Origin of the sequence: Mesorhizobium sp. WSM4898, from assembly GCF_029625845.1 — a bacterium.
In the GTDB taxonomy this organism is placed as follows: Bacteria; Pseudomonadota; Alphaproteobacteria; order Rhizobiales; family Rhizobiaceae; genus Mesorhizobium.
Genome location: NZ_JARTVQ010000002.1, coordinates 962,919 through 976,254 on the forward strand (window position 1 = coordinate 962,919; position 13,336 = coordinate 976,254).

The 13,336-nt window shown below is 64.0% G+C and carries 16 protein-coding genes; 10 read left to right on the top strand and 6 right to left on the bottom strand.

Annotated elements, in window-relative coordinates:
- Positions 1-111: 111 nt before the first annotated feature.
- Together P9228_RS12115 and P9228_RS12120 are read right to left on the bottom strand one after the other, a co-directional pair.
- On the bottom strand, positions 112-1,992 hold the full coding sequence (locus tag P9228_RS12115) for an ABC transporter ATP-binding protein (protein WP_278053597.1): 1,881 nt from the start codon (positions 1,990-1,992) through the stop codon (positions 112-114).
- Between the two features lie 25 nt (positions 1,993-2,017).
- Positions 2,018-2,413 carry a hypothetical protein gene (locus P9228_RS12120; protein WP_278053598.1) on the bottom strand — a complete coding sequence of 132 codons (396 nt, stop codon included), beginning with the start codon at positions 2,411-2,413 and terminating at the stop codon, positions 2,018-2,020.
- 482 nt (positions 2,414-2,895) lie between these two features.
- On the opposite strand from P9228_RS12120, the gene P9228_RS12125 reads away from it, so the two are divergent.
- Both P9228_RS12125 and soxR read left to right on the top strand, forming a co-directional pair.
- Positions 2,896-3,354 carry a tRNA (cytidine(34)-2'-O)-methyltransferase gene (locus P9228_RS12125; protein WP_127240241.1) on the top strand — a complete coding sequence of 153 codons (459 nt, stop codon included), beginning with the start codon at positions 2,896-2,898 and terminating at the stop codon, positions 3,352-3,354.
- Positions 3,355-3,502: 148 nt separating this feature from the next.
- Positions 3,503-3,946, top strand: coding sequence for a redox-sensitive transcriptional activator SoxR (soxR, locus tag P9228_RS12130; RefSeq protein WP_278053600.1), 444 nt, complete (start codon positions 3,503-3,505; stop codon positions 3,944-3,946).
- A 7-nt stretch (positions 3,947-3,953) separates the two neighbouring features.
- Here soxR and P9228_RS12135 read toward each other — a convergent pair whose 3' ends face one another.
- On the bottom strand, positions 3,954-4,211 hold the full coding sequence (locus P9228_RS12135; RefSeq protein ID WP_066994316.1) for a hypothetical protein: 258 nt from the start codon (positions 4,209-4,211) through the stop codon (positions 3,954-3,956).
- Positions 4,212-4,329: 118 nt separating this feature from the next.
- On the opposite strand from P9228_RS12135, the gene hemF reads away from it, so the two are divergent.
- From hemF to P9228_RS12160, 5 genes are all read left to right on the top strand, one after another.
- Positions 4,330-5,244, top strand: coding sequence for an oxygen-dependent coproporphyrinogen oxidase (gene hemF / locus P9228_RS12140; RefSeq protein ID WP_127240239.1), 915 nt, complete (start codon positions 4,330-4,332; stop codon positions 5,242-5,244).
- A 242-nt stretch (positions 5,245-5,486) separates the two neighbouring features.
- Positions 5,487-5,747, top strand: coding sequence for a DUF1344 domain-containing protein (locus P9228_RS12145; RefSeq protein ID WP_066994313.1), 261 nt, complete (start codon positions 5,487-5,489; stop codon positions 5,745-5,747).
- A gap of 315 nt (positions 5,748-6,062) precedes the next feature.
- Positions 6,063-6,248: a DUF1059 domain-containing protein gene (locus tag P9228_RS12150; RefSeq protein WP_066994310.1), complete on the top strand. Its 186-nt coding sequence runs from the start codon at positions 6,063-6,065 to the stop codon at positions 6,246-6,248.
- 267 nt (positions 6,249-6,515) lie between these two features.
- Complete coding sequence (locus P9228_RS12155; protein ID WP_066994307.1) at positions 6,516-7,094, top strand: hypothetical protein; 579 nt, start codon at positions 6,516-6,518, stop codon at positions 7,092-7,094.
- Positions 7,095-7,182: 88 nt separating this feature from the next.
- Positions 7,183-8,163 (top strand): S8/S53 family peptidase, encoded by a 981-nt coding sequence (locus P9228_RS12160; protein ID WP_278053606.1) that lies wholly within the window; start codon positions 7,183-7,185, stop codon positions 8,161-8,163.
- 25 nt (positions 8,164-8,188) lie between these two features.
- Here the strand turns inward: P9228_RS12160 and P9228_RS12165 are convergent, their stop codons facing one another.
- Genes P9228_RS12165 through P9228_RS12175 form a run of 3 tightly spaced genes read right to left on the bottom strand, consistent with a single transcriptional unit; the run spans position 8,189 to position 10,715 of the window.
- A complete protein-coding gene (locus P9228_RS12165; RefSeq protein WP_278053608.1) occupies positions 8,189-9,457 on the bottom strand; it encodes a CCA tRNA nucleotidyltransferase in 1,269 nt (422 codons plus the stop codon).
- Positions 9,454-10,086, bottom strand: a complete 633-nt coding sequence (locus tag P9228_RS12170) for a CoA pyrophosphatase (protein ID WP_278054063.1) — start codon at positions 10,084-10,086, stop codon at positions 9,454-9,456. Before P9228_RS12170 ends, P9228_RS12165 begins: the two co-directional genes overlap by 4 nt.
- Positions 10,086-10,715 carry a DUF1285 domain-containing protein gene (locus P9228_RS12175; protein WP_278053610.1) on the bottom strand — a complete coding sequence of 210 codons (630 nt, stop codon included), beginning with the start codon at positions 10,713-10,715 and terminating at the stop codon, positions 10,086-10,088. The genes P9228_RS12170 and P9228_RS12175 overlap by 1 nt, the downstream gene beginning before the upstream one ends.
- 153 nt (positions 10,716-10,868) lie before the next feature.
- On the opposite strand from P9228_RS12175, the gene P9228_RS12180 reads away from it, so the two are divergent.
- The 3 genes from P9228_RS12180 to P9228_RS12190 form a co-directional block, all read left to right on the top strand.
- Positions 10,869-11,873: a MoxR family ATPase gene (locus tag P9228_RS12180; protein WP_066994299.1), complete on the top strand. Its 1,005-nt coding sequence runs from the start codon at positions 10,869-10,871 to the stop codon at positions 11,871-11,873.
- On the top strand, positions 11,873-12,859 hold the full coding sequence (locus P9228_RS12185) for a DUF58 domain-containing protein (protein ID WP_278053612.1): 987 nt from the start codon (positions 11,873-11,875) through the stop codon (positions 12,857-12,859). The genes P9228_RS12180 and P9228_RS12185 overlap by 1 nt, the downstream gene beginning before the upstream one ends.
- Positions 12,856-13,336 (top strand): BatA domain-containing protein (locus tag P9228_RS12190; RefSeq protein WP_278053613.1); only part of this gene is annotated, 481 nt, incomplete at its 3' end. The genes P9228_RS12185 and P9228_RS12190, both read left to right, overlap by 4 nt.

Below are 13,336 nucleotides of genomic sequence, written 5' to 3' on the forward strand. Positions count from 1 at the left end.
CTCGTAGATGCCGGAACCCCGCCGGTCGCCGGCAGGCCTCTGACAGGTCGCGGTTACGCCCGGGAGCGATTCCCCGCAATTGCCGTAACCTTGATGCCAATCGCGATCGCGTTACTCCGCCGCCATCTCGGAGTGAGACCCTTTGGCATCTGACTCAGTTGGCGCATCATCGAGGAGGAACCCACCCGACTGGCGCTGCCAGAGCTGGGCATAAAGGCCGCCCTTGGTGACAAGCTCTTCGTGCGAGCCTTCCTCGATGATGCGCCCCTTGTCCATGACGACGAGCCTGTCCATCGCAGCGATGGTCGACAGCCGATGCGCGATGGCGATCACGGTCTTGCCTTGCATCAGCTTGTAGAGGTTCTCCTGGATCGCCGCCTCGGCTTCCGAATCGAGCGCCGACGTCGCCTCGTCGAGGATGAGGATCGGTGCGTCCTTCAGCATGACGCGGGCAATGGCGATGCGCTGCCGCTGACCGCCGGACAATTTGACGCCGCGGTCGCCGACATGTGCATCGAATCGCTTGCGGCCGTTATGGTCCGAAAGCGCGCCGATGAAATCGAGCGCCTCCGCCCGCCGGGCCGCCTCGATCAGCATCTCGTCGGTGGCGTCAGGGCGCCCGTAGAGGATATTCTCCCGCACCGACCGATGCAGCAGTGAGGTGTCCTGCGTCACCATCCCGATCTGCGCGCGCAACGAATCCTGCGTTACCCCGGCGATCTCCTGGCCATCGATGAGGATCCTGCCGCTTTCCAGGTCGTAAAAACGCAGCAGCAGGTTGACCAGCGTCGACTTGCCGGCGCCGGAGCGGCCGACGATGCCGACCTTCTCGCCGGGTTTCACAGTGAGCGACAGGTTCTCGATGACGCCCTTCTGCTTGCCGTAGTGGAAGCGGATCTCCTCGAAACGGATCTCGCCCTGACTGACGGCGATGTCGCTGGCGCCCGGGCGGTCCTCGACCAGCCGCGGCAGCGAGATCGACTGGATGCCGTCTTGCACCGTGCCGATATTCTCGAACAGGCTCGACATCTCCCACATGATCCACTGCGACATGCCCCACATCCTGAGCACCAGGCCGATAACCACGGCGACTGCGCCGATCGTCACCGCCTCGCCCAGCCATAGCCACAGCGAGATCGCCGTCACGGAAAACAGAAGCAGCGAATTCAGGATGTAGAGCATCCCGTATAACTGCGTCACCAGCCGCATCGAGCGGTAGACCGTATCGAGGAAGCTCGCCATGCCCTCCCTGGCGAAAGTTGCCTCGCGGCGGGCATGCGAAAACAGCTTCACCGTCTGGATGTTGGTGTAGCTGTCGACGACGCGGCCGGTCATGGTCGAGCGCGCATTGGCCTGCTCCTCGCCGACCTTGCCGAGCTTCGGGATGAAAAAGCGCAAGAGCCCGATATAGCCGACCAGCCATACACCCAAGGGCACAGCCAGTCGCAAGTCTGCCGAGCCGACGATGAACAGCATGCTGAGGAAGTAGACGACGACATAGTTTAGGACATCGATCAGCTTGATGACGCATTCGCGCACGGCAAGAGCGGTCTGCATCAGCTTGGTGGCGATACGGCCGGCAAACTCGTCCTGGTAGAAGGCCATCGACTGCTTGAGCAGGTAGCGATGCACCTGCCAGCGGATGCGCATGGGATAATTGCCCATCAGCGTCTGCTGGTTGAGCAGCGAATGCAGCCATACCGTGCCCGGCAGCGCGAACAGCACGATGAAGGCCATGCCGGCGAGTTTCCAGCGCTCCGTCTCCAGGAAGGTTTCGCGGTTCTGCGCCGACAGCCAGTCGACGATGCGGCCCATGAAACCGAACATCCACGCTTCGGCAAGGGCTATCGCTGCCACAAGCACGGCATCGACGAGGATATAGGGCCAGGCCCCGCGCGTGTAATGCACGCAGAAGGCGACCAGCGTCTTCGGCGGCTCGACCGGCTCCGCGGCGGGAAACGGATCGAGCCTCTTCTCAAACCAGCGGAACATTCGAGGCACTCGACGATTTGTGCGCTCACGCGGCGCGGGGTTGATTGGTAAGGCCGTCCGGCCGCACGGCGCCGCGGGCCGGCGATACGGAATTGTTCGTATCGCCGGCCCTGCTTCGCGCAATATAGGGTGTCGCGGGCTTTTCGCCGACAGGCTTGCCAGAGGATCCTGACGACAAGCTGTCGCCGGCCCTGGTTTTGCCCGGTCGGACCATGCGGATGATCCGGCGCACCAGCGAGGGTCGACCGGGATCGGGCACCGCGCGCGAGAAGTCGACGTCCGGCAGCATGCCGCGATGCGGACGCCGGCGCGTCTCGGCGTGCACCGCCGACGAGTAAGTCTCGCCGATCAGCAGCGCCCAGGTCGCCACCTTGCGCTCATGCAAGCTTCTTGAACCCGGTATTTTAAAGGGATCGAACATCGGTCCGTCCTCCATGTGCAAATGCGTTAAAAAGGGTGATGCGAGCTCGACCTCCGGCATTCGGCCGGAGGGACGCGACGCAGTCAGGACATGACGGCAAGCGTCAGTCCCGACCTGACGGCCAGCGTCGGTGTCGACACGTTCAGGCGGGGCGGGGCGCCGCTTTGGCAGTTTGAGAAACATCGCAAGATTCCTTCGAAGGCCGAAAACTGGGTTCGGCGGGAATCGGTGCGATGAGGTCTTAAAGTGTCAGAAGAATCGTCGTACCGAAACCGCCGTTGGGCATACGTGGGCCCCAAAGAGGAGCTGCCCGGAGAAGGGCTGGAAGTGCATGGTCATCATGTGGTCCCTCTCCTTCGGTTCGGGTTGACGATGATGGGCGTATACTCGACTTCGCAGAAAATGGCCACCCGCCAGTCTAGAAATCGCCAAAAGCCGGAGCCGCCTGTGGCCGTTCTGCCACTTATTAGAAGGATGCGGAAATGAACGACCGTCTCCGCATCGGGCTCTACCAACCGGATATCGCCGGCAATACCGGGACGATCCTGCGCTTCGCCGCCTGCCTTGATCTTGGCGTCGACATCATCGAGCCGGCCGGTTTCCCGCTCTCCGATCGGGCGCTGAAACGCGCCGGCATGGACTATCTCGAAATGGCGGCGCTTGCCCGCCATGCCGACTGGCACGCCTTCGAGGAATGGCGCCGAACGAACGCGCGCCGCCTTGTGCTGCTCACCACCAAGGCCGAGACCGCCTACACGCGGTTTGCTTTCGCCGCCGGCGACGTCCTTCTGTTCGGCCGCGAATCCGCCGGCGTGCCGGAAGAGGTTCATCAGGCGGCGGATGCGCGACTGACCATTCCGATGCGGCCGGGCGCCCGCAGCATCAATGTCGCGCTGTCCGTCGCGATGGTCGCGGGCGAAGCGGTCCGCCAGCTCGGATAGGCTGCTCAAGCCCTGCTCGTCGTCGCGAACGCCTCCCACTTGCGGCGTCAGTCTCACCCAGGCGCACATCGCCTTCTCCTCAATTTGCCTTGTCAGGCTTTCCTCGCTACAAGCTCAACCTAACTTGAGGTCAAGCGGAAAGTGCGAGATGGCTCCGGTGAAGGAATTGACGGTCGGCCAGGTGGCGATGCGCAGTGGCGTCGCGGTCTCGGCGCTCCATTTTTACGAAGCGCGCGGGCTGATCCGCAGCCAGCGCACCGCGGGTAACCAACGGCGCTACGGCCGCGACGTGCTGCGACGGGTGGCGATCATCCGCGTCGCCCAGGAGGTCGGCATCTCGCTCGCCGAAATCGGCGCGGCATTCCACTCCCTGCCCGAGGGCCGCACCCCGACGCGCGAGGATTGGAATCTGCTTTCAACGGCTTGGCGCGACGGCCTCGATCATAAGATCGCCCAATTGAAGAAGCTGCGCGACGGCCTGACCGACTGCATCGGCTGCGGTTGCATGTCGATCGACAAATGCCCGCTTCGGAACAAGGAAGACCGACTGGCCAGAGAGGGAACTGGAGCGAGACGGCTACTGGTGCCCTGAGGATTTTTCAATCTGCCGCCGGCAGCCGTCGCATGGTGAATTCGATGACGTCGCCCGGGCGCTCGAACCAGCTTTCGATCTCGGTCCAATAGGCCTGCTTGGGAAAGCGCTCGAACCATTCCTTGGCCTTGAGGCGCGCGGCCGGCCGCGGCAGCACGAAAGTCTCGCGCAAAAATCCGTCGCGCGGCTCTCTTTCGCGCTCGGCCCGTGAGCGCTCCAGCCTCTTCTTCAAGCCATCCAGCGGCGGTCTTGCCGGGGTGCGCACGAGCAAACTCCTTGCACCTTGGTCAGACAGGACTTGACCCTTGCCCTTAAGAGATTAGGGATCGCGCGCAGAAAAAACGAGTCATTTGTCGGGCAAGCAGCCTGGACTGGAGACGGAATTGGAACGACCCGACATTGCGGTGGGCCTGCCTGACGACATCGAGCAGAAGAAGATGAAGGCCCGCCTCTGGTTCGAAGCGCTGCGCGAGCGCATCTGCGCCGCCTTCGAGCAGATCGAGCAGGAACTCACTGGACCGCAATCGGCATGGTCGCCCGGGCATTTCGAGCAGACGCCGTGGGAGCGCGACGACGGCAAAGGTGGCGGCGGCACCATGTCGATGATGCGCGGCCGCGTCTTCGAGAAGGTCGGCGTGCATACCTCGACCGTCCACGGCGAATTCTCTCCCGAATTCCGCAAGCAGATCCCGGGCGCCGACGAGGATCCGCGCTTCTGGGCGAGCGGCGTTTCGCTGATCGCGCACCCCTGGAACCCCAACGTTCCGGCCGTACATATGAACACACGCATGGTCGTGACCACCCGCCACTGGTTCGGCGGCGGCGCCGACCTGACGCCGGTGCTCGACCGCCGCCGTACCCAGGACGATCCCGACACGATCGCCTTCCACCGCGCCATGCAGTTCGCCTGCGAGAAGAACGCCGGGGTGGCCGACTATCCGAAATTCAAGGCGTGGTGCGACGAGTACTTCTTCCTGCCGCATCGCAACGAGGCGCGAGGAATCGGCGGCATCTTTTTCGATTGGCTGCATTCCGATGAGGGCAAGGGCGGCTGGGACGCCGATTTCAATTTCGTCCAGGATGTCGGCCGCTCTTTCCTCGTCGTCTATTCCCATCTGGTGCGGGGCAATTTCAACCAGAACTGGACCGACGGCGACCGCGAGGAACAGCTCGTCCGGCGCGGCCGTTACGTCGAATTCAATTTGCTTCACGATCGCGGCACCATCTTCGGCCTGAAAACCGGCGGCAATGTCGCCTCGATCCTCTCCAGCCTGCCGCCCGAGGTAAAGTGGCCGTAAAAATCCGGTGAGCGGAAGGCCAGCCGCATTGCTGTCCCATTCGCCGAATTTTGACCGGCAATGTGGCAGGGGCGATTTCTTTTTCGTCTAATATCCTTTTGAAAAAATTGATCTATTTAACGTGCCGGGTCGGGAAGCGCCGGCGGCTCGTCACTGCTACGAGCCGCGACCCGACGCGTCCGGACGGCCCTGATCGAGCGGAGTGCCTTCCCAATGGTGCCCGCATCCCAGGAGAACATCCTATGCGCAAGCTTATTGTGACGGCGGCAACCGCCGCCTTTCTCGCCTCCGGTGGCGCCGCGTTCGCCGCGGTCAAGCACACCACGGGAACAGTGAAGAGCTTTGATGGAACGGCCATGAGCCTTGTTCTGGACAACGGATCGACCTTCACGCTGTCCAAGGCCTTCAAGGATCCGGGCATAAAGCCGGGCGAGAAGGTTCGCGTTTCCTGGGATATGAGCGGCAAGAACAAGATTGCCGAGGCTGTCAAGATCATGAAGTGACGGCCTGCACGGCCAGCAATTGCAGAAACGTTGAAGCGGTTTCCGCCGGAATTGCGTCAAAACAAAAAGACAGTGCGGTTCATCGTTTCACGGAAACCAGGTGGCAACGGGCGGAGCAGCAATGCTCCGCCTTTGATTTCGCGCGGAGACCGTGAAAAAACAATTCGCCACCGGCTCCAATGCAACCGAAGCCGGCGACATGTGTTATGGTTTTCCACCGGGGCAATTTCAGGAAAATGCGATGCGGCTTTCCATGCGGAATTGCATGATAACAAGGAGCGGAATCAGGGCTCCGGACCTAGGAAAGGAAAAACCATGAAGGAGTTCCAATGCGGGACACTCGTCCCGGGCTGCGATTGGCACACGCGCGCCGAGGAGGAAGCCGAGGTCATGCGCCGCGCCGTCGAGCACATGCGTGAAACCCATGGCGAAACCACCATCCGCGAGACCATGATCGAGGCGATCCGCTCGCGCATCCAAAAGGTCCGCGACGCGGCCTGAGGCATCGGGTCACCGTTTTCGGACGACCATTGGCAAAGCCGGCGAGTTGGATGCAGCATCCGGCGCATCTCGCTTCGTTTGCGTCTGATCGCTGGCAACGGCTTGGCTTCGCCGAATTCAAGCAAAAACTTATATTCGTACCGGCTTGGATAACCCCGCGGTAACGGTCTCCATGCGATCGTCGCGCATGATCCGGGGACCGCGGCTGCCCGAGGAGCCGTCCGCCACAAGGCGCGTCTGGATCCGGTGGGGCGAGGTGCTTCGCGCATGCGCGAAAGATCCAACAAACGAGACGGTTTCGGCGCAGCCGCACTGTTGCTGTGCCTAGTCGTTGGCGCCTCGCCGTCGATGGCCCAGGAAATGACCACGTCGCTCGTGAACATCCACCAGGGGTCATGGCTCAGCGACCGCGCCAGAGCTCTCGGCAATGGCGGCTATGAGCTGCAGGACGGGAGCTGGGTCTCATTCAATCGTTGGTACCACAGCGATTGGGTCGACATGCACGTCGACTTCATCACGCAACTTACCGAAGACAGCGGCTTTCTGTGGGGAGTGGGAACCGGGGAACAAGCCGAGAAGTACCGCATCGCGCCGAGCCTCAAGCTCGGTTTTCTCACCCAGACCCATCCGAGCCTCAACAGCACTCTCTCCCTTTCGGTTACCTCGACCTTCGGCGGCAACCTGAGCGAAAAGCCATGCGTGGCCGACTACGGGGATCTGGGCACCTACAGCGTCAACTGCCGGCTTGCGGCCGGGGAGACGGCGCCTGAGGACACGCTGAAATATCTGGTTAACGCTACGCCCGAAAGGCTGCGCCTGTGGCTCAACTACCGTGTTACCTTCTGATCGCCGGGATGCCGCGCATGAGAAATCTTCCTGCTCCCGAACTTCGCGATCGTCCGTCCTCGTTCCTGCTTTGACCGGGAGTAAGACCATGTCTGGTAATTTCTGGAAGCTCGGCATTGCCGCGGCACTGACCATTCTGCCGGCATGCCTGGCGTCGGCGCAGGAAGCTCTCGACGCGGACCAGTCGGCCGCGCTGTGTCACGGCGGCGGGTCCATATGCGTAAGCGCAAAGATACCGGTTGCGCGAACGACACAAGCGGTGCAGAGCTGGATGAGTCCCGATGTCGGCGCCGCGTGGGCGGCTGGCTATAAGGGCAAGGGCGTCACCATCACCATCGTCGACGACTTCAGCAGTTCATCGCGCTTCTCCGGCAATTTTGGCATCGGCACGCAATATCAGCAACACGGAGAGTGGACGCGCGAGGAAGCAAGCATGATCGCTCCTGCGGCGACCATCCGCTCCAAGGACTTCTCGACGGGTTCGGCCGTCCCGCTGGCAAGTGGCCGCAACGTTCTCAACCTCAGCTACGGCATGTACGCGAACGCGGGTTACAGCGTGAACCAGATCCGCTGGGCCCCGGAGGAGCAATCGATCATCTCCTACGCCAGCAAGGGATCGGCCATCGTCTCGAAAGCGGCTGGCAACGATTCGGTTGCGGTCGGCGGCGTCACCAGCGGACAGCAGGATTATCTCGATCTCGCTCTGATCGGCAAACCGACGGCGATCTTTGTTGGCGCGCTGTCCACAAACGGCACGGCGTCAAACAAGGCTCAGCTTGCCTGGTATTCCAATTACGCCGGCTCCGACCCGACCGTGCAGAGCCATTTCCTGGTGGTCGGCGTCGAAGGCGACAAGACCGGCCTTTACGGCACATCGTTCGCCGCGCCTATCGTCTCCGGATATGCCGCAATCATCGGCAGCAAATTCACCAAGGCGACCCCGGTTCAGATCACCAACGACCTGCTCAACACGGCTCGCACCGACACGCTGGTCAACTACAACCCCTCAGTCTACGGCAAGGGCGAGGCAAGCCTTTCGCGTGCCCTGGCCCCGATGGCGATACGCTGAGCGACGCCACGATTTAGGGACTCATCTAAGCCTCGAGTGCCTGCGCGGCGCGTTTGAGCAGCGCGCCGCGATCCATGGCGAATGCTGAATCCACCCATTCCCTTTCGAGATTCTTCAGCGTGGCACCAAGCTTCGGGCCGGGCGCGGCGCCGAGTTCGGTCAGGTCGGCCCCCTTGATCGGAAAGCTCGGCTTTTGCCATTTCAAGGCGAAGCCGAGCAGGCGCGAGAAACCGCCGGCTTCCATCATCGCCTGATCGTCCTCGATGGCCCCTGTCCGCGCGGCGGCGAGCGCGAGCCGCAGCCGATCGACGAAGCCTTGGCGGTCGCCGAAATAGAGCCTTTTCGACAATTCCGTCTCGGCCGTCTTGGGTTCAGGCGGAACCGTCTGTGCCCAGTGCCGCAGGCGCTCCCCCTCGTCGGTCGAAAATCTCAGCCTTTCGGCAAGCGTCTTCATGCGCGCGGCATCCGGCGGAACGACGGCCTCCAGCCTGAGCAGCGGATCGGCATCCCAGCCGAGATCCTTTTCGGTCCTGACCAACCCGTGGATGGCGTCGATGCCCCATTTCTCGCTCTCCGGCAGCACGGCGGTGAGGACACCGGCCTGGCGCATCCACAGCAGGGCACGCGATGGGTCGGGCGCCGAAAGCAGCTTCTTCAGTTCGGACCACACGCGTTCGGCTGACAGCCTGCCGAGCCCGTCCTTCAGCCTGGCGCAGGCCTTCAAGCCCTCGGCGTCGGGCCGGCCGTCGCCATACCAGGCGAAGAAGCGAAAGAAACGCAGGATACGCAGATAATCCTCGCGGATGCGCGCTTCTGGATCGCCGATGAAGCGCAGCCGCCGCGCCTCGATATCGGCGACGCCGCCGACAAGGTCGACGATGGCGCCGTCGGCTTCGGCATAAAGCGCATTGATGGTGAAGTCGCGCCGCGCGGCGTCGGCCCTCCAGTCGCGCCCGAAGATGACTTTCGCCCGCCGACCGTCGGTCTCGATGTCGGCCCTGAGCGTCGTGACCTCATAGGCCTTGCCGCCGGCGATTGCCGTGACGGTGCCGTGCTCGATCCCTGTCGGCACGGTCTTGAAGCCGGCGGCCTGGGCGCGGCGGATCGTGTCCTCGGGCACCGTCGTGGTGGCAATGTCAATGTCGGCGACCGGCTGGCCGATCAGCGCATTACGCACCGCTCCACCGGCCACCCGCGCCTCCTCGCCGCCCTCCTTCAGCGCGGCAAGCAGCTTCTGCAGATGCTTTTGGCCCAGCCAATCGGCCCTGCCCGAGAGAGACACCTCAGCGCTCACGCATAGAGCCTTTCATAGAGTGTGCGGATGATGCCGGCGGTGACGCCCCAGATCCGCTGGCCGTCATAGGGCATCTCGTAGAAGAACCATTCGAGGTCGTTCCACATGCGGCTGTCGCGCGCGTGGTTGACAGGGTCCATCAGGAAGCGCAGCGGCACCTCGAAGGCGGCGTCGACCTCGTCGGCGTTGAGCATCAGCGAAAAGCCCGGCCGCACCACCGAAAGCACCGGCACGATGCGGTAGCCGCTGCCGGAGACATAATCGGGCATGCGGCCGACAATTTCGATGTGATCGCGGTCGAGGCCGATCTCCTCGAATGTCTCCCGCAGCGCTGTGGCCTCAGGGCTGGGATCGGTCGGATCGATGGTGCCGCCGGGAAAGGCGACCTGGCCGGAATGGCTGCGCAGCTTCTCCGCCCGCTTGGTGAGCAGCACCGTGGCGCCGTCGGCGTGATCGATGACCGGGATCAGCACCGCGGCGTCGCGCAGCGGTTTTACATGCTTCAGCCTGGGATGCCCTGGATTGAAGCGGTGGTCGCCGAACTCGTCGCCGGATTGGACCTCGGCCTGCGCCGCTGCGCGGGCGCGAAAATCCGCGATCGAGAACGGCACCGGCGCCACTTGGTCCATCACGCGCTTAGCCGATCGAGCTTTTCGGCCGGCATGATCGGATAGACTTCGCCGCCGGAGCGGACGGCGAACATTGCCCTGCCGCCGACGTCGATCACCTCTCCATGCTCGACCAATTCGTACATCACCGGCCGCGCCACCAAGGCTTCCAGCCGCCCGCGCACCAGCACATAGGGCTTGAGCCCGCCGGTGGTGTCCTCGTCGACGAAGCGCAGCGGATGGCCGGGTCCGGCGGCAACCACGTCCCCGACATTGGTGCGGAACGTGATGACCTGGCCGTCGCCGGTCCCGGACACGTTCAACTCGACGGCGATGAAGGGCGCGTCGGCGACGCGGATGCCGACGCGCTCCACCGGCGTCACCAGATAGGTCTTGCCGTCGGCGTCCTTGCGCAACACGCTGGAAAAGAGCTGCACCAGCGGCATGCGCCCGATCGGCGTGCCGAGGTAGAACCAGGTGCCGTCGGCCCTGATCTCCATATCGAGGTCGCCGCAGAAGTCCGGATTCCAGCGCTCCACCGGAGCCGGCCCCTTGCCGGCGCGCGCCGCGCGCGAGATCAGCGCCTCCAGCCCGCGCGCCTCGGTGGCGCTGGTCAGGCCCTTTTCACCGGATTCTGTGCGATGCGTCATGGTCACGAAATAGTCACTGTTGTCCGGATTGTCAGCCTTGTCAGCCCAAGCCTGTGATTTAAGTTCAATCGCAGGCGCCGGGCGAGGCCGAATCGCGGCATTCTGCGAATCGAGAATGCAAGCCGGTATTTCCAACCACAAGGATCGAACGGCATGAGCGTGATGATCAAGGAAAGCCCGTTGAGCGACAAGGCGATGATCGAGCAGGCCGAGAAGGCGCTGTCCGACATCTCCAAGGTCCGCGACGCCGTAGGCCGCGTGATCTTCGGCCAGGAAGCCGTTGTCGAGCGCACGCTGGTTGCGCTGCTTGCCGGCGGGCATGCTCTCCTCGTCGGCGTGCCAGGCCTCGCCAAGACCAAGCTGGTCGAGACACTGGGCATCGTGCTCGGCCTCGATTCCCGCCGCATCCAGTTCACGCCCGACCTGATGCCGTCCGACATCCTCGGCTCCGAAGTCATGGAGCAGGATGAGCTTGGCAAACGATCCTTCCGCTTCCTCCGCGGGCCTATCTTTTCGCAGCTTTTGATGGCCGACGAGATCAACCGTGCCTCGCCGCGCACCCAGTCGGCGCTGCTGCAGGCGATGCAGGAATATCACGTCACCATCGCCGGCGCTCGCCACGACCTGCCCTCGCCCTTCCACGTGCTGGCGACGCAGAACCCGCTGGAGCAGGAAGGCACCTATCCGCTGCCGGAAGCGCAGCTCGATCGCTTCCTGATGCAGGTCGACATCCTCTATCCGGAGATCGAGGCCGAACGCCGCATCCTGCTCGAAACCACCGGCGTCGAGGAGGCCAAGGCCGACAATGTGCTGCAGCCAGCCAGGCTGAAGGAAATTCAGACGCTGATCCGCCGCATGCCGGTGCCTGAAAGCGTCGTCGAAGCGATCCTCAAGCTGGTGCGCTCGGCTCGTCCCGGTCAGGGGATTGCCGACACCGACAAGCATGTCGCCTGGGGTCCTGGTCCGCGCGCCAGCCAGGCGCTGACCCTGTGCGCCCGAGCACGCGCTCTATATGATGGCAGGCTGGCGCCGTCGGTCGACGACATCCGTGCCCTCGCCGAGCCGGTGCTGCAGCATCGCATGGCGCTGACCTTCGCCGCCCGCGCCGAAGGCACATCCGTGCGCGACGTGGTGGCGAAACTGGCAAAAGGCATCTGATGGGTCGAATAGGCGAGGTCCAGGCACCGGTTGCGACGCGCGACGCGCTCGCCCGTGGCCGGTTGCGGGCCTCTCTGGTGCCGGATCTGCTGGTCGAGGCGCGCCGCATCGTCAACACGGTGATCGCCGGCTGGCATGGCCGCCGCAAGCGCGGCATCGGCGAGAATTTCTGGCAGTTCCGCCCCTATGTCGAAGGCGATGCCTCGCGCATCGACTGGCGCCGCTCGGCCCGCGACGACCACACCTATGTGCGCGACCGCGAGTGGGAGGCGGCCCATACTGTCTGGCTCTGGTCGGATCCCTCGCCGTCCATGCTCTACAAATCCTCCGGAGCCGGCGTTTCCAAGGAATCGCGCGCTCTGGTGCTGGCGCTTGCGTTGGCCGAGCTCCTGTCGCGCAGCGGCGAGCGCATCGCCTGGCCGGGCCTCACCGACCCGTTCACCGCCCGCAACGGCGCCGAACGCATCGCGGCCCAGCTCAGCCATGCCGGCAACCTGGCGGCTAAGCCCGATCTCTCCACCATCCGCCGCTTCTGCGACATCGTCATCGTCAGCGACTTTCTCGATCCGGTCGAGGAGACCATGGCCTGGCTCGACGTGCTCGCCCGTCACGGCGTGCGCGCGCATCTGATCGAGGTCGCCGACCCGGCCGAGGACACCTTCCCCTATGCCGGCCGCACCGAATTCACCGATCCCGAGACCGGCGACAAGCTGACCGCCGGCCGCGCCGAAACGCTTAAAGACGAATACCGCCTGCTCTATATCGCTCGCCGCCAGGAACTGGCCGGCTGGTGCAAGCGCCTCGGCTGGAGCTTTACCGTCAATCATACCGACCGCCTCGCCTCCGAGGCGCTCGTGCGCGTCCACATGGCGATGACCGCCGACAGCAGCCGTCCGGGTCTGACCTCGGGTCATGCCGGGCTGACCGCCGGTGGCGGTCATGCAGGGGTGACCGCGGGCGGTGATGCCGGAAAGGCGGTCGCATGAGTTGGCTGCCGCTTTCCTTCGGCGCGCCGATGGTGCTGTGGGGGCTGCTGGCGCTGCCGGTGATCTGGTACCTGCTGAGGCTGACGCCACCCAGGCCGCGGACTGAGGTCTTTCCGCCGCTGAGGATCCTCGCCCGCGTCCTGAGGCGCGAGGAGACGCCGCATCAAAGCCCCTGGTGGCTGACGCTGCTTCGCCTGCTGATGGCCGCCCTTGTCGTCACCGCGCTCGCCGAGCCGATCTTCAATCCGCGCGAAAAGCTGCCGGCCGAGGGCTCGGCGCTCGCGCTGGTCATCGACAATGACTGGGCAAGCGCCGCCGACTGGGGCAAGCGCGTCGCCACCGCCGAGCGGCTGATTGCGGACGCCGGCTCGAGCGGCGTGCCGGTCGTCATCGCCTTTACCGCCGAGAAGCCCAATGCCGAGATCGGCCCCTTCGATGCATCGGCCGCGCTCGACCGGCTGCGCGCGGCCGATGCAT